Raw genomic sequence first — 20924 nt, forward strand, 5'->3', positions numbered from 1 at the left:
ATCTGCCATTGCCGGACAGCCATACCCCCAATCTGCTTCTCCCGGAAGATCCTGGGTTACATAGTGATGCTCAAACATATTTACACCAATGCGGCTTTGTCCAACTTCTCCAGATTGTTTTTGTTTGGAACAGGATAAACAGATGACACCACAAAATATCAACAATTTATTACTACAGGATTTCCAACTCATTTATTTTACAGATTTGACCTTTATATTGACACTCCCCCAAAAACATCTTCTGGTAATAGGCATATAATCTTTAGTTTCATACTTTGCCAAAAGCTTTATTTCATAATTATCAGGACAGTCTTCGGCTATTTTTACAATCGAGCTTACCGTAATCCCATCACAACTCCATTTAGCCGCTAAACTTTCGGCATGTTGATTTTCTTTAAGTATCTCTATATAGGGATCGTCATAAAAAAGCTTTGTTCTATGCCCGGAAGTATAGATCATTACCTGCTCTCCAGGTGAGATTATTCCATCGCCATTGCCAGTGCCAAAGACAGCATCTTTGACCAATCTCCCATCGTCTATGGAAATCTCTTCAAACTGCGGCACAGCAAAAAATACGGGTACATCAAATTCTTCTTTGAACATCAATGTATCATAGCTGATACTAAGAATAATTTTCACCTCGGAGGGCTCTCCATCAGTAGGTGCTTGTTTTTTGCAGCTTAAGATAACCTCCTCAGAATAAAGAAACATTGAATCTACGCTCTGAAAAATCTCATACTCTTCTTTATCAGTAGAGACTGAACCATCTGTAGCTTTTAGCTTAAAACTCACTTTTTTTGCTCCATCCAACATACCTCCCAGATTAACCAACTGTATCACCATCTTATTTTCTTCTCCCACACGAATCATTTTTTTACCATTTTCTAATTCGTGATTAACAAAAACCAACCTTGGTTGTTCTTTTTTAGAAATGCCTATTTCATGCCCTTGGCCATCAAGTTCAAAACTCAACCTTCCATCACTGTCTGCTTTTTTTGTCATCAACTTCAATTGGCCGCTCTCGTGTTCATAATGTCTTATTTGATATTCTACCTTTGGTTCGTATATAGGAGCTGTTACAATAGATGCATTGAAACCATCCAAAGGAGGGGCAATCGGAAGCCATTTTTTTGTATAAAAACCAAACCCATCTTTGGAAACATTTCTTAAATAGGTCAACCCAGAACTCTTTTTATTGCTTTTGACTGAATAATCCCAAATTTCAAAATCAGAATACAAATCATAATGTGACCATTGTTTGTCCAGAGGCTTAGGGTTTCTGAAAGCCCTATCCACAAAGTTCATTGCCATTTCAAAAACATCAGTCTCTCCTTTGTTATCCACTTTGTGTCCTCCTGAAAATTCCCAGTATTCATAGTCCATATTTCCCTGCCAAAGCGCACCTTTGTGCACTTCCCTGTTTTGACTGCTCAATTCCCCGACCGAACTATTATGCAATCTTGTTTTCACATCTTTCAAATTCTCAAATGTGTGCCTCAGAGAATAAAGAGTATTGTTATCAGGATAACCAACATGAAACTCAGGGCTTCCGGTCATATTAACTGCTGCACCAATCATATCGGGATACTTACCAGCTATAAAAAAAGACATAAAGCCCCCCATACTATATCCAATAATCCCACGGTGTTCTCTATCTGACAGGGTGTTGTATGAAGCATCAATATGGGCAACCAGTTCCGGGAAATAATCCTTCATTTGAACATCAAAACTGACATGATCCGGACAACCGATATTGTAGGGTCGGTGCAAAGACTCTATTATCCTGCCGTCCCACATGACTAGCATTACCTGATATTTATTTACAAGTCTTCCAATCATTTCATATTCCAATAAAGCGTTGTAGTCCTGATAATGTCTTCCGCCATATCCATGAAAGAAATAAATTACAGGGTACTGCTTTGAATCACTTTCATAATCTTCGGGTAGATAAATACGATAGCTCCTTTCAGCTTCAAATGTTTTACTAAAATGACTTTTATCTTGATAGGCATTAGGCAATTGTTGTGATATACCATAAAAAGAACAACAGGTTAATATCAAGAACAACCCGTAACCAACTTTCATATTTGTTTTCATCTTATCTAATCTTCTAACCTTTCAGCTTCCAAACCTGTGACAGGAATATTATGAAGCTCAGAAAAATCGGTAATCACTTTACTCAATTGCTTTCTCCAATCCTCAATCCCCATTCTCTCAAATGGTGCTAACATGTACTCCAAACCTTTACGACGATCGGCAAAATGGTCTTTCACATCATCATATACATGGAGAAAATCTTTTCCTCCAACACCAGCTCCTTTTGCAAGACGGCTTTTGCCCCAGGTCGCATTTAGTGCCTTCCACATTTCGTTCTGTTCTTGTAGTATTTTACCTGACAATTGATGTGCTTCCACCAATAAACTAACTGCTTGATTCTCGCTATCAGCTTTTGAAGCCCGTACCAAATAGTCTTCAACCTTTGCTAAATTGATTACCATATTCATAGTATATCTCTCCAAAAGCGCAATGGAAAGTAGTACTTCCAGATTATAGCTATTGTGCCGTACCCGTGTGATATTTCGAATCAGATGAAGAATCAATCGCTGGTTCTTTTCAAGCAGCACAGTAGCTTCATTGATTTTCTCAGCATATTTAACAGTGAAAACAGGCTCAACACTTAAATCTTTAGCTGAAGGAATCATGAGTGGGTCTATCAAAAGATCTTGCATTTCTCCTCCTACTCCTTTTCCTTTAGAATTGCCATACCCTCTGGTTCGTTCCACTGACTCTTTCCTTTCCCATAAGTCTTCATAAAACCTGGCCCCTTCCTGCAATCCGACGTAAGTCTCTACCATATCCGGGCTGTCCATGCCATAAAACAAATCCATGAAATCGATAATATTCTGCTGAAGTGAGGGAGTATTTTTAGTCCAACCATATTGTGTTACTGTAGCCCATCCCAGCCAAAAAGTCTCACTATGCAAACCTGCGTCATCCCAGGCGGCAGCAAATGTGCCTATAAGATTTGCTCCTTCACCTTCTCTATTTGATATATCTCTATAGGCATCACTCAACCTCCCATTGATTTGGCGATTTCTGTATTTCGTTGAAAAATAATTTGGAAACAGGTATTCTGCTCCTTGCATTGAACTATATGAAAGCTGATCAATACCAGCCTTGGTTTCGTTAACAGACCATTCCTTTGTTTTATGAGGCCCCATAATAGCATCAATAACATCACTGGGGACTTTCGAAATATCCTTTGGTAATAATGGGTATTCTACCCAGGCCAAAACTCTTCTGTTCCTTTCCTTCATCCATTTATTTACCCTTTGTAAATATTCTACCCAAGCTTTGCTACGATTTTCTTCGTTGTACTCATTCTTACACTCACCGCAGATGCCCGCATAATACACTTCGTCTGTAGAAACGAAAAAGTAGTCAACTCCGGGAGTTGCGTCTATCATGTCCTGATACATGTCAAAAATAAGTTCCATTGCTTCATCGTTACACATACAAGCCTGATAGTTGCTTTCATGATCTGCTTTCAAATGTTCAAACTCTTTGTGCTTCAAAACATAGGCCATGTGAGCAGGTGCTTGCACATTAGGCACGAGCTGAATAAACCTGTCTAATGCGTATTTGGTCAGTTCCTGCATTTCTTCTTTGGTAAATGCATCAGGGCTACCAATTATTGGATGAGATGGATATTCGTATTTATCCTCAATTTCAAATGCAATAGCATTAATTTTGAAGTAGGCAGACCAATCAATATATCTCTTTAGAGTTGCTACTTTATCCCTATGGTGTTTCGTATCCCAATGGATAAACCTCAACTCCAGATCCGGCCAGTCGGTAATAGTTCCTAATGGTAGCTGGAATTTACCTCTCGGTGTAGGTTTCATAAGCTGTATAAAGCTTTGAACACCATAAAAAAGGCCTGTTTCATCATTCCCTTCAATTCTCACACTTCCGTCCGATATGGTAATCTTATAAGCCTGTTTTGAATTAGATAAATTAGCTATTCCTTTAACTGCTTCTTTGTTGACCCTCAACTCTATTTTTCCAGAACCTTGTCCAGAAAATTTCAGACTGTGTAATTCCTGAACCCTTTCTGCAAAACTACTCGTGATTTTATTGGGAACAGATTTATCAAACCTTACCTGCCATGAATCATCTATGAGTATATTTTTATTTTCCAAGTCAACCTTTTGAGGGGCCGGGAAAATGGCGTACCCCATGCTTCGTAAATCAGTAACCGATTGTGCGTTTACCTTATAAAAAACACAGACAATTAGAAATACTGATAAATTGAATTTTATAAATTTATTCATTGATTGTTTTACCTTTTAAAATTATTGAGCCACCTCAAACACTTGCAAAGGGGCATTGTTGTTGGCTATCAGGATTAAGTCCTGGGGCACTTTCTTGAGTACACACACAGCCCGTGCATCTCCAGGAATGTAAATCCCGCTCTTCTGATATTCGACTGGACTAAACTTTCCTGCACCATTTCCTACTAAAAGAAGACCATAAAAAGCATCGTTTCTGGGGGTTTCCACCTCGGATACAAACAAATTGCCAACTGAGAGTATATCTTTATGCCCATCACGGTTAAAATCTCCGGAGACCATACTATTGATATTGGATAATTGAGCAGCATCCGGCAATACTTTAAGTTCCATTTTCCCATTGCCTTTGTTTTCTACATAAACACTGGAAAAAATATTCGCTTTATAGTGTACAGATGCATCAAGTGCTGCCGGACTATATACATCTTGCAATGTGGCTTTGGCAAAGGCTGTATAACTCTTAAACTTAGTAGCCAATTCCGGGATCTGCTCAGACGAACATTGACGTCCACGTACAGGATATTGCGTTCCACCATTGTAATAGCTCAAAACAATATCCAACTTCTCATTGCTATCATAATCATAGGCATATATGTCAAATGTTTCCTCTTCTGAAGCCTGGTACTTGTAGTTTAGTCCCAAATTCCCAAACACCAAATCTTCATCGCCATCCGAATCAAAATCATCGGCTATTACAGAAAACCACCAGCCAGTGGTGTTTTTCATGTTAAATTTTTCTGTAACATCTAAAAAATTTCCCTGATTGTTTTCGAGAAATAAAATTGGCATCCACTCCCCCACGACCACCAAATCAAGATCACCATCGGTATCAAAATCAGTAGCCACTGCGGAAGTCACCAATCCGGGAGACACTAACCCTGATGCCTTTTGATCTGTAACATCAATAAATCCAGCTTCTCCATTTTTAGATACATTTTCTAAAAGATAGCTGCGAGGAGGTAGTGGATATTGTCCTGGAACAAGCCTTCCTCCCACGAATAGATCCTGGTCACCATCCTGATCAAAGTCAATAGGAATCGCACATGAACCGCTTATATTCATTTCAGGAAGAGCAGCAATGGCTTTTTGAAATTCACCTGTTCCATTATTCAGGTACAACCTGTCTTGAAGCATTGGAGAATTCTTTTCAAATTCATTGCCTCCACTGATAACATAGAGGTCTAAGTTTCTATCTCCATTGGCATCAAAAAACAATGCTCCTAAATCTTCTTGTGGATAGTCTTTTTCCCACGGCCCTGAAACAATACTAAATTTTCCATCCGATTGTTGAATAAAGAGCTGACCTTTTGAACCAGCTGCCCCACCTACATAAACATCCTCCAGATCATCTCCATTTATATCTCCCACTGTAATCCCCGGCCCAAATTGAGACATTTTATGTGGCAACAAAGGTTCTTTTTCAAAATCGTTGTAATCATTTTCAACGTGCGTAAAGGACAAACCATACTCTCCTTTGACCTCTTTAAAATATGGCGTAAATGGCTTGCTTACAGTAGATTTAGGCAATACAGAATCCTTGTAATCAATCAGCATCACCTGATTGGTCGAAACATCAAATAACTCTTGCTGACGACCGTCAGGCCATGTGACAGTTACTTTATCAATGATCTCATTGGATCCTGTACCAAAATGAATTATTGGCTCGACAGAAGACTGATAACCTCTGGTAAGTGTAAGTTCCTGAAACTGAAGTTGTCCGTTATGATTCAACTGAATCTTAGTGCCTAACCCGAAAGGGTTTTGCTTACTCCCCTTTAATTTGAATCTTAAAAAACGATTTTCAGAGTATTCGTTTGACTTATTCTCAAAAATCATAGCAACAGAATCTACATTATTGACCAGGATATCCAAATCACCATCGTTATCCAGGTCGCTATAGGAAGCCCCATTTGAGAATCCCCTAAAGTCAAGTCCCCAATCGGAAGACACATTTTCATATTTGAGACCATTGGTATTCTTATATGCATAGTTGGGAACTTTTGCCGAGGGTATGTCTTTTTCCAGTTCTACGTAATCTTTATATCTGGCCAAAAAAGATTTTTTCGTAATAAGTTTAAAAAAATCTTTGTTGTTGATATCTCTTCTTATGCCGTTGGAGATAAAAACATCTTTCCAACCATCATTGTCCATATCCATAAACAATGTAGCCCAACTCCAATCAGTAGAAGACATTCCTGTCATCCTTGAAACATCACTAAAAAACGGCAATCCATCTTCACGGGTACCTTGGTTGAGTTGAAGGCTATTTTGCATATATTGATAGTGAAAACCCAGTGACACAACCTCCTGAAAAAAAGATGGATTCATGCTGCTCATATTGGCTTTAGATCGAAAATTATCCGCAGGATTCATTTCGGCCTGGATCAAATCCAACAAGCCATCATTATTGAAATCTGCTATATCCACACCCATTCCAAAAAAAGAAATATGTTTGGTGGTTTCTTTGACCGCTTCACGAAAAGTACCATCTCCGTTATTAAAGTAAAAATAATCCGGAGTAGAAAAATCATTGGATACATATAAATCAGACCAACCATCCTGGTTGAAATCACCAACTGTTGCACTTAAGGATAACCCATAAGAGATCAACCCAGACTTTTTGGTAACATCTTTAAAGTAACCCCTACCATCATTTTCAAACAAATGATCTGTATCTGCCTCTGGTACGCTATCCATTTTTTCTCTATAAAAGGAATTTGGGTTTTGAAAATTTGGATAGGGGTAATTGGCAACATATAAATCCAAATCCCCATCTCTATCGTAATCAAAAAAAGTAGATTGAGTACTGTGTCCATTGTCCGAAACTCCTCTTTGCTCTGCTGACTCGGTAAATGTCAGGTTCTGATTGTTGACATACAACCTATTCTCTTTTTGCATTTCTTTCGTACCAGATACCGAAACATAAATATCCAAAAAACCATCACCATTTACATCAGCCATGGTTGCTCCAGAGTTCCATTGTCCATATTCTATAAATCCAGCTTCTTCGGTTATATCTTTAAACTTCAAACCTCCTAGGTTTAGATACAATTTATTTCCTACCATATTCCCTGCAAAAAAAACATCCTGCAATCCATCATTGTTAATGTCTCCTACTGTCACTCCTGCTCCAAAATGAATACACCTGAAAGTGAAAAAGTTAAAATCACTACTTATATTGATATAATTACCAAAATCAATACCACTCTCATCCGAAGGAATGGAACGAAACAAGGTTGCCTTTTCTTCCTGCTTCTTTGCGCAAGAGAATAGAAATAAGCATACCCATAAGGCTATTCCAAGTCTTTTCAATTTAGTTAGTGGATTAGCAAATAGAAGGAAGGCTCAAAGTGAGCCCTCCATTTATTCGTTTTATTTGTTAAATAAACTAAATACCCATTTTAGGATTGATGTCAACCTCACTTTGTGGAATTGGCAATAGATAATGTTTACTCGAATTGAAATTAGGTTGAGGTTCTAAAGAGTTTGCTCCTTTGAATACTTCATCTCCGAGGTTTCTTCTCTTAATATCAAACCATCTTTTGTATTCAAAAGATAATTCCAGCCTTCTTTCTTCTAAAACAAGGTCTCTAAATGAATCTTTGTCTAAACCACTGGAATTAACATCCGGAGGAAAAGTAGAAACTGCGTCAGGCCAAATCCTTGCTCTGGCTCTTACCTGATTTACATAACCTTGTGCTTCTGCCGTAGGGCCATTCAGTTCATTGAGTGCTTCGGCAGCAATTAAAAGCACTTCTGCATATCTGAAAATGGTGTAATTGAAATCTGACCGTCTTCCAGAGCCACTGTTATTTCCCATAAACCTATTGTACTTGGCAATATGAGGTCTCTTTACTACTGGAAAATTGGTATAATGCCATTCTACACCTTTCCCATCAACAACGGTGGTGTCAAAAGCTACTCCTTTACGGTAGTCTCTATCATCCCAATCATCATATACATCCATTGACGGTACAATAATACTCCATCCTGCAACAGAGCCGGAAAGTCCACCTACACCAGTTAATGGAGACATGGTGTCGTCATTATCAGAATGACGTTGTTGACCTAAAAAATCAACGGCCAAAATATGTTCCGCAATTCCATTTTGTTTATTGGCATTAAACAAATCCTGATAATCATCCACCAAGTCATAACCAAAATCGGCTTTATGATCAATTACCCATTTGGCATTATCATACGCCTGTTGCCAGTTTTCTATCGTAAGATGTACTGCTGCCAGAGCAGTTGCTACTGTTCCCCTGCTCACCCGGGTTCGTGCACTTGCCGCATATTCATTGGGTAGTCGTCCCTCAACAAAAGCAAATTCCAAATCCTCAATTACCCTTTTGTATATTTCTGATTCCGGAGTTTTTCCAATACTAGCTGCCTCTGCTACTTCAGTTACAGGTGCATCAAAATAAGGCATATCACCAAACACCTGAACGTAGGTAAAATAAACAATAGCCCTCAAAGCCCTGGCTTCAGCCTCTAATCTCAACTTTATCGCTTCATCCGCATCTATCTGACGAGCTCCTTTTATAGTAGTATTGGCGGCATTAATAATATCAAAAGCTCTGGTCCAAATAATAGAAGAATAATAATTTTCCGGGGTGGCCCTAAACTCATTGATTTCAAAATTCTGTGAAGCGGCACCAGGATTACCAACATCGACCATATCACTTAAGAGAAGTAGTGCCTGGGTGAATTCCCCACCCCAGGCAACATCTGAAGTCATTCTGCCATAAATACCAAATATACCAGCTTCTACATCAGCATAAGACTGGAAAAATCCCTCAGGAGCAAGAATTGACTTAGGCTCTTCCTCCAAGTCAGAGCAACCAACAAGTACCAAAACAGCACTTACAAACAATATCTTAATATAATTTTTCATTTCCTTTATCTATTTAGATTTTAAAAATAAGGATAGCATTAAAATCCCAGATTTATCCCTACTGTGAAGTTTTTGGTGTTAGGATAGCTGCCAAAGTCAATACCCCGGGTAATACTTGATCCTCTGCTACTTACTTCAGGATCGAACCCTTTGTAGTCTGTACTTGTCCACAAATTTTGCCCGCTCACATATATCCTCAAAGACCTTATATGCAATTTACTTACAAGGTCTGATGGAATATTGTATCCTAATGCTATGTTTTTCAACCTGATGTAGCTCCCATCTTCAATCCATCTACTTGACAAGCGCTGTATTCTGTTAATTGATGCACTTGGCACATCTGTATCCGTATTGGAAGTTGTCCACCTATCAAGCATCGCTGTAGTAACATTTCTACGCCCAACTCCGTCTTCTAGCCATAGCCTGGAATAGTTCAGCATATCATTGCCTTGAATTCCTTGTAAGAAGATACTCAAATCAAAGCCTTTGTAACTAAAGCTATTTGTCCATCCCCAATGAAAATCAGGATTTGGGTCTCCAATTACAGTACGGTCCTTATCGTCTAGTATTCCATCCTCTTCTATATCCCTGAACCTCTCACCACCTACGCCTTCAGCACCAGTTAATAGTTCATCTCCACTTTGTTGCACTCCTTCATACACATATCCATACATAAGTCCTAAGGGTTCGCCCTCTCTCAATACATGTGTAGTATTGATACCAACAAAATTTCCAGGCCTGTTGGAATAAAAAATATCTTGTCCCTCATCAGGAAGTTTTTTCACCTGATTTCGATTGAATGCTATGTTAAAGCTACTATTCCACTTGATAGCTTTAACAATATCACGAACCTGAAGTGATAGTTCTACTCCTTTATTTCCTGTTTTTCCGATATTTTTAAGATATGTTGACCCTACACCAATATATCTGGGGATAGGTGCATCAAACAAAAGGTTTGAAGTAGTCATATCATAATAATCAGCAGTCAACACTACCTTATCTTTAAACAATCCTAAGTCAACTCCAAAATCAGATTGTGCTGTTCTTTCCCAGATCAAATCACCATTTGCAAGAGTAAGAGGGCTTACTGCATTGACAGTAGAACCATTAAACACTGCGAAGACGAAACGTAAAGTAGCTAATGATGAATAAGCTCCCACCGATTGATTGCCCGATACTCCATGGCTTGCTCTTACTTTCAATTGGCTGACAATTTCTGATCCTTCTAAAAATGCTTCATTGTGAGCATTCCAGGCAAAGGCTCCAGATGGAAAAAAGTTCCACTCATTGCCTTTTGCTAAAGTAGAAGATCCATCTCGTCTGGCTGTAGCTGTAAACAAGTAACGATCTTTGAAGTTGTAATTTATTCGTCCAAAATAGGAAAGCAACTCCGTTTTAGAAAGGTCCGAACCAGGACGCTCAAAAGTCGCAGCAGCACTCAGATTCCAATATTCTGTAGCATCAGTTAAAAAGCCACTTCCGGCTGCTGATGAAGAGGCTGAGGTATTTGACTGGTAGGAATACCCAGCCAGTGCTGTGAATGAATGATCATCACCAAAATTACGAGAGTATGTTAAGTAATTTTCTGACAGCAGGCTGGTATTTTTTCTGGTACCTACACTTCCAATTCCTCCGAAACCTCCCGCATAAGTCAGTTTACTGGATTGATATGACCCACGCATTGAATTTGAAGTAGTAACTCCCAAGACAGTTCTGAATTTTAAATCATCAAGTATATTCAACTCAGCAAATACACTTGATTGCAGGTAATCTGTAATACTCTCAGATATCCTCTCCTTAGCCATAGCAACCGGATTGTCAAACCCAGTTAAGTTTGGATCTGTGGTATAAGTCGCACCATCATTTCCGTATATTCCCAAAGTAGGAGAGAACACCAAAGCAGTCGTAAGTACTCCACCACCCTGACTTCCAGGAGTTCCTTCCTGAGAAGATATTTGATTGCTATCCGATCTCCTGACAAAGAGGTTTACACCAACTTTTACTCTATTTGATAATTGTGCGTCTACATTACTGGTCAAAGAATATCTTTTAAAATCAGAGTTAATTACTATTCCTTTTTGATCATACATAGTACCAGAAACATAATATCTGACATTTTCATTACCACCTGAAATGGACAAATTATGATTTTGAATATGCCCGGTCTGTAATATTTCATCCTGCCAATCTGTACCTAGTCCTAAAGATGAAGGATTTGAATAACCTGGAGCATTTCCACTCAAAACATCAAGTTCATTCATGTACTCTCCATATTGGGTAGCATTCAGCAAATCGTACTTTTTGATTTGTTTTTGAGTAGAGAAAGAAGAATTGTAATCTATTCTCGATTTTCCGGCACTCCCTCTTTTTGTCGTAATCATCACCACACCATTCGAACCTCTTGATCCATAAATAGCTGTAGCTGATGCATCTTTTAATACTTCAATTGACTCAATATCATCCGCCGGAGGTAATGTCCCTTGAGGAAATCCATCAACAACAAACAAAGGGCTATTAGAAGCATTGATAGACGAATTTCCTCTAATCAATATGGAATAGCCTGATCCGGGTTCTCCCCCATTAGTGGATTGTACTTGTACTCCGGACAATCTACCCTGCAAAGCCTGTACCGGATCAACAGTAGGAAATTGATTCAATTCATCTGACTTAACCGAAGCAACAGAACCGGTCACATCCGACTTCTTAACCGTTCCGTAACCTACCACAAGAATTTCATCAAGAGAAGTCACATCAGAGGCCATCGATAAATCAATTGAGTTACGATTACCTACAACGACTTCATTAGAAAGAAACCCGACAGAACTGAATACCAAAACAGAATTTTCATCCGGAACTTCCAGCATATAATTCCCTCCGACATCAGTTACCGTACCAGTAGTAGTACCCTTAACAATAATATTTACGCCGGGTAATTCATTACCTGTTTCATCAGTGACTTTACCGGATACACTTATGTCTTCCAATAAGCTGACAACCTCTTCAATAGCTCTGGTTTGTTTTTTGCTTTTTAGTGCATTAATATTTTGATTAACCCTCTTGAACTTAAGGTCTGATACTTTGGATATATTCAACAGCACCTCCTCAACCGTCAACTTTCCAAAGGAATGCGGAACTTTGACAGACGAATCAATGTCCTTTTCCTCATAGTTGAGCTTCAGTGCGGTTTGAGCTTCAATAGAATTGAATACCTCCAGAATGGTTGTCTGAGTTCCTTCCAGATTTATGTATATTTCCTTAACACTCAAATCTTTTTGTGCAGAACTATCAAATGCTACGAGGATATTGATCGCCAATAACTGCATCAAGAATCCATACATTGCAAATTTAGACAGCATAATAATACGCTTAAGTAAAAATTTATTCATAATTTTAAATGTTTTATTAAATTAATATTACCTGATGCAACTGCTCTATTTCAATCCTTGATTGATTATAAGACGTTTGGCATCAACCTGATCGGGTTCTGGCAGGAACCCGATTTTTTTGTTTTTGTTTAAATCATATTTTCTTTTTTTTAGGTCTGACAATTACTTTCTTTTCTCCTATTTCAAAATCAAAGTTCTTTGAATAGGAAATACTCTGAAGGACATTCTCCAAGGTCTCCTTGGAAAACCCTCCTGTATAATTCCAGGTTTGATCTGTATCCTTTTCTATGATTACTTCTACTCCATACCATCTCTCCAATGTCCTGAAAACTTTGGCCATAGATGCACTCTTAAAATAAATATTTCCACTTCTCCAGGATAGCTCACCATAATTGAGTTTTCCTACACCTGTTTCACCTGACACAAAATGCTTCTTATATTCATCACCCGGTTTCAGAATAAACGCTTTATCCGCTATTCCATTTTCCTCCTGAATCTTTACAGTTCCTTCCACTAATGCAACTTTAAGCTGGCTTTCATAGACAAAACCCCTAACATTAAATGCCGTACCCAAGGCTTCTATGACTTGCCCTCTGGAAAACACCTTGAAGGGGAGGTCTTTATTTTTAGCTACTTCAAAAAATGCTTCTCCTTCTATTTGCACATAACGGTTTTTATATCCATATTCCGAATCATAATTCAATTTACTTTCTGAGTTTAGCCAGACAACCGTACCATCTGGTAACCGAACTGTAGTTTTTATGCCCGCTGGATTTTTCTTTATTATTTGATGTACCTCAGCAACAGCTTGCTTATTTTTTTGTTGGTCAGAAAAATTATAAGCCCACAATATACCAACTAGCATCAATATGGCAGCAGCAACCCATTTGGTAAAAAGAATGAGTTTTCTTCTATTGTCATTGAATGGGACAATTTTCGCTGATTCTTTTTTTATTCCCGATATTTCGGCCTCTACTCTATTGTAAAGAATATCAATATTTTCAGTTCTATATGGCATATGGGATTTTAGCCATACTTCCTTTAATTCTTCAAATTCGAGTTTGTTCGTCTCAGATTCTGACAACCATTCTCTCAGATCAGTGATTTGGTCTGCATTGGCTTGCTTACTTAGGAAAGCCGATATTAATGTATAATTGGTGTTTTCTTCCATTGTCTATTGCTGTTCAATGTCATTAACACAGAAAATATATACTCCCCCCACGCACTATCTAATATTTTAGGGAATTTTAAGTAAAAGGGTTTGAGACCAGTAAATAAATCAACTTACAATTGTCATTTTATTATCACCTAATGATCGGTAACCGTCGATAGCAGTACGGATTCTCTTCAGTGCTTTAGACATTCGATTTTCCACTGTTTTGGTTGATATATTCATGAGTTCTGCCACTTCTGCATAGGCGATGTATTTTCTTTCACCATCTGAAAGACCATCCTACATTTTCAAACACTTCAATGATATTATTTTTACAGGAGATAAAGAAAAAAACATAGATGAGTCAGCAAGAGAAAAACTCTGATCTTCCGAGCAACTGCACAGAATCGTAAATACCAAACTCATCTAGAACACGAATTTTGAGGTTTTCATGGTTCTAAATTCTTTGTATCTATTGTCTCAAAAATATGGGTTTTAAATTATGCTTTTTAGAAATTCCACTCTTTCACTGAAGAAACTGAACGAGTTGACATTAGCAACAAGGCCTCTTCAATAATATCGGAGTGTTGACTGGCAATGTCGTTTTGTTCATAAGGATCAACATCAAGGTCATAAACTTCAGCAGGTTTTGGTTTTCCTGTTTTGACATCATACAATATCACTTTGAAGTTGTCTTTCCTTATGGCTCTTCTACCTCCCTTTTCATGAAATTCCCAATATAAAAACTCATGCTTTGGCTGCTCCTTTTCGAGCAATGTTGGTAAAAATGAAATACCATCAATATCCGATGAGAAGGATATTTTTGCAATATCAGCCAAAGTAGGAAGCACATCCCAAAAAGCTGAAACGTGAGAAGTTGTGCTTCCCTTCTTAATTGTACCAGGCCATTTGACGATCATGGGTACTCTTATACCTCCTTCATACAGGTCTCTTTTAAAGCCTCTGAACTTTCCATTGCTATTGAAAAATTCCAAATCTGCTCCTCCCTTATCATGTGGGCCATTATCTGAGGTAAAAAATATTATCGTATTCTCTTCTATCCCGAGTTCTTTTACCTTCGCTACTATTTCCCCTACCTGTTGATCTAACAAATCAATCATACCTGCAAATGCCGCATGAGCTTCCGGTTGCGAGCCATATCCACCTATTTTGTAGCGGTCACATCCATAGTCGCATCCATCATAATAGACTTCAGGATCTAACTTCCCTCTATACTTAGACATGTATTGTTCGGGTACTTTTATTTCAGCATGTGGAATGATACTTGGCACATAAGCGAAGAAGGGTCTTTCTTTGTTCTCATCTATAAACTCCAGGGTCTTTTGATGAATAAGATCAGGGGCGTAAACACCTTCGTTATCTTTTTGATTTTCGGTAAGTACGATTTTTTGATTGTTACTCCAAAGATGAAATGGATAATAATTGTGAGCAAGTGTCTGACAATTGTATCCAAAAAATACGTCAAATCCTTGTTTAAGAGGGTTGCCCTCTGACAGAATATTACCTAAGGACCATTTGCCAAAAGCTCCAGTAGCATAACCTTTTTTCTTTAACATCTCTGCTATGGTAAAATCCTCTGCATTTATAGGATACTGCCCTTCTGGTTTCACTCCCTTATTTCCTCTAATCGTAGTATGGCCTGTATGTAAACCAGTCATCAGGGAACTTCGTGATGGTGCACACACGGTAGAACCTGAATAATGCTGAGTGAACAACATGCCTTCTGCTGCCAGCTTGTCAATATTTGGTGTCTTATATTTCTTCTGCCCAAGACAACTTAAATTACCATAACCCAAATCATCTGCCAAAATGTAGATAATATTTGGTGACGAGTATTTCGATTTGACTGTGTTAACATCTTTTTTTTCTGGCTGACAACCTACAATAATTAAGAACGCAATAAGGATTGGTATATTCAATTTTATCGTTGGCATACTTACTAGTTTAATAGATTGATAAAAAATTAACAGAGGACAGTAATTAATGTATAGAATTCTTTTTGATAAATTTTATCAGCGTTTACCATTCTGACAACTAAATTATTGAAAATAGAACTCTTGTTTTGTGGCCTGTTTATCCTATAACAGAACTCGTTATAATACTTGTCAATATTGAAAAATAGGTAGTCCTGATCCATGATTTTACTACAATAATACCACATTTTATATCTTTTTTACCCCAAGCCCTGGCAAACCCAAAGGAGACATGAAGCCTTTATCCAGTGCAAATCCACCCTTTACTATGTCTTCCCCTAAATCAAAACTTCCATCCAGGTCAATATATCGGGTATTACTACAGGAAAATGCCACATGCAGAGCTGCAGAAATACTCACAATGCTTTCATCGTTACATCCCCAGAATAAATCAATATTAGCTTTTTGGGCTATATTGGATATTTCCAAAGCGCCTTTGATGCCACCACATTTCATAAGTTTGATATTGAAAATACCATAAGGCATGGGCTCATGGCAGAGTTTAAGTGCCATACCACTATGGATAAGGCTCTCATCTGCAGCCAAGGTTTTCCTTGTCTCATAATCGAGTACCGACAATTCTGATTCTTGTCCGACAGGCAGAGGTTGCTCTATCAATTCAACATTACATGAAGCAGTGTTTTTAATGAACTTACCTAACTGATTGATGTCATAACCCTGATTGGCATCTACCCTTATTTGTAATTTATTTGCATAGTGCTCATGAAGCAAACGAATGCGCTCAGTGTCTTCATCCACATCTGTTCCGGTTTTAACCTTAATGATGCGAAAGCCTTGTTTATAATATTCTGCCGCTTCTTTCAGGCTTTCCTGCACGCTCATGATACCTATAGTCACCGAAGTGGGCATTTTCCGGATTTTTTGTCCATAAAATTCCACTACCGGAATGCCTAAATATTTGCAGAACGCATCATGAAGAGCTATGTCTATAGCTGCAAGTGCTCCCGGAGATTCTGGATACTGCATTGCCATTTTGTCTATCAGTTCATTGAAATGACGTATATCTTTCCCGATAAAACTATTTACAAATTCTGATTGCAGAGTGTCTAAAGCCTGTTCAGGGGTTTCACCTACTACTTGTGGCGATGGATTGGCAGACCCTATACCACATATACCATTTTCCAGTTCAATCTCAAAGAATACGTTTTCTACTTTAGATACTGTTTTGTATGCTATGGTAAAAGGTTTTATTAGATCAAGGTCTTTGAGATAGGTGTTTACGGATATAATTTTCATTTTTTGTCTGTAGAAATTAATTGTCGGATGATTGGAATTATTTCGTTCACACCTTCGTAGAGTGGCAACAATACAGGGATCTGAAGTTCATCCGCATATTGCTTTTGAAATCTATGCGCTTCTTCCTCGCTACAATTTGCAGTATTCAGTACAAGTGCAATTACCTCTGAGCCATATCGACTTATGAGGTCTATTTCATCAGAAACATCTGGTATTTTATTTATATTGATATGATGGCTGTAATATTCCCTTTTTGGGTCATGTACCAAAATAGTATATCTGGCATTTCCAGATACTAAAAACTCACCACCACAAGGGCCACTAGGATTTCTCAATCCTGACTGTCCTTCAAGAAGTATAACCTCCGCCTGGGTTTCTTTCCAGCAAGTGACGATGGCATGCTCTAATTCTCCCGGGATAAAATCATTTAAGGTAGAATCGAAAATAAAACCATATTTACCTCCCTGCATCCAACCTGTCTGACCAGTGTAAATCATCTGTGCATTTAACTGGTGGGCTGCACATGCTTCAATTATCATTCTGGTAGTGGTTCTCTTACCCAAAGCACAATCCATTCCCAGGACAGCCACTATTGGTGATTTTACAGAATATATTTCGCCCGACCAAAAATGAAGTTCTGACCTTGATTTAGGCTTTCTTATATCAAGTAATTCTGTACCGTATTGCTCAGACAATTGTACCATCTCCGGTTTGGCACTCAGGAATTCATGGAGACCATTGACTATAGATATACCTTTTTCCAGGCATCCCATAATCGTGGGTTTCATTTCTTCAGGTAAAATTCCACCTTTTGTGGCTATTCCTATAATACAATATTTTACTTGCCCTATTGTATCTAATGCTTTTTCCAGAGAATCAAATATTGGGATATCTCGAAATTTTCCATCCAGAACTTCTCCTGCGTCCCTACCGCAAGTAGGTGGGTCTATGACACCACGAATTTGAAACCTATCAGTACCTCGTATTAGTCCGTGGGCTGTTTTGGCAGCTATATCCTGCAATCTGCCATTTGTCAATATTATTGCATCTGTTTTCAAAATATATATTAGTTTAATGATCCACTATATTAGTAATTATTACTATAATATATTTGTATCGTATAAATTATACCATGTATTATTTACAATAAAAGAAAAATATTCTTTTAAGACAATCCCTTCATATAAAAAAAAGAAAAACATTATTATGGATAAACTCGACATTAAAATCCTGGAACTACTACAACAAAATGCTAAAATCACCATTAAAGAAATGGCTAGTAAAATGGAGATGACAAGCACTCCCATATACAGCCGTATTAAGCATATGGAACGAACTGGTATCATAGATAAATATGTAACCCTGATAGATCCGAAAAAATGCGGTAAATCACAAGTGGTCTTTTGTAATGTATCAATGATTAACTCTGAAATAGAAAATTATAAGAAATTTGAAAAAATTATTCAAAGCATGCCTGAAATAATAGAATGTTATTACCTCGCCGGAAAAGTAGATTACCAGTTAAAAGTAATGGTAAAGGATATTGAACACTACGATTCATTTCTAAAACGCATTGCTGCAATTGATATCATAAAATTGCACAGTAGCAGAATCGTTCTACATTCTGTCAAATATTCGACGGTTGTTCCAATTGGTTGATTCTTCATAAGAAAAATATTTATTCGTCATTAATTATTTAAGCCATATTGGTTTGGTTTTAGATTTATGTTTTTGACCGATAATGTCTCTGTATAAATCTGGTCTTCTGGCGTTTTTGTATCTCCATCCTCCTGATAGCTCTAGTTTATCTTCTGTTATTGTGGTCACTGCAATATCGTCCTCAAAGGATTTTATTTCAGTCTGCACTTCTCCATAAGGATCTAATACCATTGAATTGCCATTTTTCAAATGTATTCCGTCATAGCCAATAGGATTTGTAAAAATGTAATAAACCCCATTGTCATAAGCTCTTGCCGGAAGCCATCTCAGCAACCACCCACGGCCTTTCGGGCCGTCAAATTCCAGTCTTAAAGGAACTGGGTCTTTGTCTTTGTTTTCCCATAATTCGTCCGCCACATACCCCCTGCCGGGCATGGCTGAGGGTGTACATCCGGTCACATGTGGGGCAAATATCACTTCCGCACCGGATAATGTTGTCGCCCGAACATTTTCTATCACATTATTGTCATAGCAAATTAATATGCCACATTTCCAGCCGTTTAAGTCAAAGACAACATATTCATTTCCAGCCGACATGTATTTATTTATGAAGGGGTGTAGTTTTCTATACTTAGCAACGAGCCCATCTGCTGTTACGCAGATGTAAGTGTTATATATTTTCCCTTTGTCTTTTTCTACCAAACCGGCTAAAACAGGAATGCCGTATTTTTCGGAGATTTGTATTAATCTTTGAGTGCTTTTACCTGATGGCACTTCTTCAGCCAATTGAGTTATTTCTTCTTTGCCCAAGTCTTTGGTAAATGTATATGCGGTAATACACATTTCATGGAAGCTAATTACCTCAGCACCTTTGTTTTTAGCTCTTCCTGTTAAACTTTCCATGACCGACAGATTATATTCTTTATCTCCATCATGCGGTTCAAATTGGGCAACAGCCACCTTTAATTCTCTCATACTTTACATCATTATATGTTTGTCGTAACCTAAATCAATCAGGTTTTGATAAGCTTGTTTTATATCTTCAGGCATGTATTGTTCTGATTGAAACCCTTTTTTGGGGTATTCAACAATTCTCTGAATATCTCCCACCATTTCGTTGATCAAATCTTCCAGGCAGTGTCCGTCAACTACCTGATTTTCCATTTCAACATTTACACAGTCTGCCGAATGTTCAATCTCAGGCCATTGGATTTCAGCCGTTGCAATAGCTCTTCGAAGTGTATTGGGTTTTGTTACAATCAATGTGCTTTTAATATCATGATCTTTCAAGGCTTTTTTTGCGAAGGCAAGGTTCTCACCAATATTGGTTGAGTCAGGTTCAATTAATATTTGCTCTGGATTTGCTCCATACTCAATAGCACAGTCCCTGAATACTTCGGCCTCACTTTTGTCCCATTTCCCATTTGTCCAGTTTCCCTTACTTCCTGTAAAAATGAGTAATGGTGCCACACCTCTTTTGAGCAATTCGGCACAATGCATGGCAGTTTTCAAATCATAACTTCCCAAGCCAATGATCAAATCTGCCTGATCAAATGGCTTATCAATTTTATGATAGTTCCAAAGTTTCAAAGCGAGTTCGATATGTTCTGAAGGAATATTCATGTCTGTTACCAGTATTACCTTATTTATTTTTCATTTTATTAAAGATCTTTTTGAAAACTACGATTAAGTGACAAGAAGTGAGCTCAAAGCTATCAATAGGTCTCTATTCTTTAGGATTATCTTTGAAAATAAATATCCCTGTAGCAAGCTGATGAGGTATTCATCGGAATGTTATCTTGATGAAAAACCTGCCACTTTTCAAACTTTTCTGCAATTTACCCTGATACAAGCATCTGAGAATTCTTTAGATTATATGAATATTTTTTTCTACTTGTACCCATAGCCCCATCGAAAAAGATGTCTGAAAAAACACTGTACAAATCAATCTTAGAAACACTTCACTCCAATTACTCATTGATGTTCTTTATGGTTTTCAAATTAGTCTTGTTTTCAAAAAAATCTCCGTGTTCTCTTCCTTTGTTGGCATTGCCTGGCCAGAGGTTCCATACTTTGGAATAGATGTCCAAATCTCCATCTCCGTCCACATCCCCTACAAGTGCATCATGACCACCCAACTTGCCATCGTAGATGACCTTTTCTATAAATTTAACTTCTGAGCCAAAACTTACATTTTCCCAAATATACCAGCGGGGAAAGGCTCCTTCC

General features: G+C 37.9%; 15 protein-coding genes and 1 pseudogene. 1 reads left to right on the forward strand and 15 read right to left on the reverse strand.

The features are described from left to right. The 12 genes and pseudogenes from AAOP42_RS01345 to AAOP42_RS01395 form a co-directional block, all read right to left on the reverse strand. On the reverse strand, positions 1–192 hold a 192-nt coding region (locus AAOP42_RS01345), incomplete at its 3' end, for a hypothetical protein (RefSeq protein ID WP_349526653.1). Continuing rightward, the gene (locus AAOP42_RS01350; RefSeq protein ID WP_349526654.1) at positions 193–2097 is read right to left on the reverse strand and encodes an alpha/beta hydrolase; all 1905 of its coding nucleotides are present in this window, start codon (positions 2095–2097) and stop codon (positions 193–195) included. It lies immediately after the preceding gene. Between the two features lie 5 nt (positions 2098–2102). Next, on the reverse strand, positions 2103–4334 hold the full coding sequence (locus tag AAOP42_RS01355) for a glycoside hydrolase family 20 zincin-like fold domain-containing protein (protein ID WP_349526655.1): 2232 nt from the start codon (positions 4332–4334) through the stop codon (positions 2103–2105). 21 nt (positions 4335–4355) lie between these two features. Then, a complete protein-coding gene (locus AAOP42_RS01360) occupies positions 4356–7664 on the reverse strand; it encodes a VCBS repeat-containing protein (RefSeq protein ID WP_349526656.1) in 3309 nt (1102 codons plus the stop codon). A gap of 76 nt (positions 7665–7740) precedes the next feature. Further along, positions 7741–9246 carry a RagB/SusD family nutrient uptake outer membrane protein gene (locus tag AAOP42_RS01365; RefSeq protein ID WP_349526657.1) on the reverse strand — a complete coding sequence of 502 codons (1506 nt, stop codon included), beginning with the start codon at positions 9244–9246 and terminating at the stop codon, positions 7741–7743. A 38-nt stretch (positions 9247–9284) separates the two neighbouring features. Next, positions 9285–12632, reverse strand: a complete 3348-nt coding sequence (locus AAOP42_RS01370; protein WP_349526658.1) for a SusC/RagA family TonB-linked outer membrane protein — start codon at positions 12630–12632, stop codon at positions 9285–9287. Positions 12633–12765: 133 nt separating this feature from the next. Then, the gene (locus AAOP42_RS01375) at positions 12766–13803 is read right to left on the reverse strand and encodes a FecR family protein (RefSeq protein WP_349526659.1); all 1038 of its coding nucleotides are present in this window, start codon (positions 13801–13803) and stop codon (positions 12766–12768) included. Positions 13804–13911: 108 nt separating this feature from the next. Continuing rightward, positions 13912–14040 carry a hypothetical protein gene (locus AAOP42_RS23735; RefSeq protein ID WP_502947635.1) on the reverse strand — a complete coding sequence of 43 codons (129 nt, stop codon included), beginning with the start codon at positions 14038–14040 and terminating at the stop codon, positions 13912–13914. 254 nt (positions 14041–14294) lie between these two features. Next, positions 14295–15740: an arylsulfatase gene (locus tag AAOP42_RS01380; RefSeq protein WP_349526660.1), complete on the reverse strand. Its 1446-nt coding sequence runs from the start codon at positions 15738–15740 to the stop codon at positions 14295–14297. Between the two features lie 29 nt (positions 15741–15769). After that, positions 15770–15951, reverse strand: a pseudogene (locus tag AAOP42_RS01385) (hypothetical protein); the annotation flags it as partial. Positions 15952–15968: 17 nt separating this feature from the next. Next, on the reverse strand, positions 15969–17036 hold the full coding sequence (locus AAOP42_RS01390) for a mandelate racemase/muconate lactonizing enzyme family protein (protein WP_349526661.1): 1068 nt from the start codon (positions 17034–17036) through the stop codon (positions 15969–15971). Then, positions 17033–18094: an N-acetyltransferase DgcN family protein gene (locus AAOP42_RS01395; protein ID WP_349526662.1), complete on the reverse strand. Its 1062-nt coding sequence runs from the start codon at positions 18092–18094 to the stop codon at positions 17033–17035. The genes AAOP42_RS01390 and AAOP42_RS01395 overlap by 4 nt, the downstream gene beginning before the upstream one ends. A gap of 148 nt (positions 18095–18242) precedes the next feature. Between AAOP42_RS01395 and AAOP42_RS01400 the strand changes: the two genes are divergently transcribed. Continuing rightward, positions 18243–18695, forward strand: coding sequence for an Lrp/AsnC family transcriptional regulator (locus AAOP42_RS01400; RefSeq protein ID WP_349526663.1), 453 nt, complete (start codon positions 18243–18245; stop codon positions 18693–18695). 33 nt (positions 18696–18728) lie between these two features. On the opposite strand, the gene AAOP42_RS01405 is transcribed toward AAOP42_RS01400, so the two are convergent. The 3 genes from AAOP42_RS01405 to AAOP42_RS01415 all read right to left on the reverse strand — a co-directional run. After that, the gene (locus AAOP42_RS01405) at positions 18729–19670 is read right to left on the reverse strand and encodes a nitrilase family protein (protein WP_349526664.1); all 942 of its coding nucleotides are present in this window, start codon (positions 19668–19670) and stop codon (positions 18729–18731) included. A gap of 3 nt (positions 19671–19673) precedes the next feature. Continuing rightward, positions 19674–20318 (reverse strand): YdcF family protein, encoded by a 645-nt coding sequence (locus AAOP42_RS01410; protein WP_349526665.1) that lies wholly within the window; start codon positions 20316–20318, stop codon positions 19674–19676. 347 nt (positions 20319–20665) lie between these two features. Next, the coding region (locus AAOP42_RS01415; protein ID WP_349526666.1) for a hypothetical protein at positions 20666–20924 on the reverse strand (259 nt) is incomplete at its 5' end.

Source organism: Reichenbachiella sp. MALMAid0571, from assembly GCF_040151475.1.
Lineage (GTDB): Bacteria > Bacteroidota > Bacteroidia > Cytophagales > Cyclobacteriaceae > CAXBNB01.

Excerpts from the sequence above, each read along its gene's own strand:
- AAOP42_RS01350 (WP_349526654.1), bottom strand. The coding sequence starts at position 2,097 with ATGAAAACAAATATGAAAGTTGGTTACGGGTTGTTCTTGATATTAACC.
- AAOP42_RS01390 (WP_349526661.1), bottom strand. The coding sequence starts at position 17,036 with ATGAAAATTATATCCGTAAACACCTATCTCAAAGACCTTGATCTAATA.
- AAOP42_RS01405 (WP_349526664.1), bottom strand. The coding sequence starts at position 19,670 with ATGAGAGAATTAAAGGTGGCTGTTGCCCAATTTGAACCGCATGATGGA.
- AAOP42_RS01410 (WP_349526665.1), bottom strand. The coding sequence starts at position 20,318 with ATGAATATTCCTTCAGAACATATCGAACTCGCTTTGAAACTTTGGAAC.
- AAOP42_RS01370 (WP_349526658.1), bottom strand. The coding sequence starts at position 12,632 with ATGAATAAATTTTTACTTAAGCGTATTATTATGCTGTCTAAATTTGCA.
- AAOP42_RS01365 (WP_349526657.1), bottom strand. The coding sequence starts at position 9,246 with ATGAAAAATTATATTAAGATATTGTTTGTAAGTGCTGTTTTGGTACTT.
- AAOP42_RS01375 (WP_349526659.1), bottom strand. The coding sequence starts at position 13,803 with ATGGAAGAAAACACCAATTATACATTAATATCGGCTTTCCTAAGTAAG.
- AAOP42_RS01400 (WP_349526663.1), top strand. The coding sequence starts at position 18,243 with ATGGATAAACTCGACATTAAAATCCTGGAACTACTACAACAAAATGCT.
- AAOP42_RS01355 (WP_349526655.1), bottom strand. The coding sequence starts at position 4,334 with ATGAATAAATTTATAAAATTCAATTTATCAGTATTTCTAATTGTCTGT.
- AAOP42_RS01380 (WP_349526660.1), bottom strand. The coding sequence starts at position 15,740 with ATGCCAACGATAAAATTGAATATACCAATCCTTATTGCGTTCTTAATT.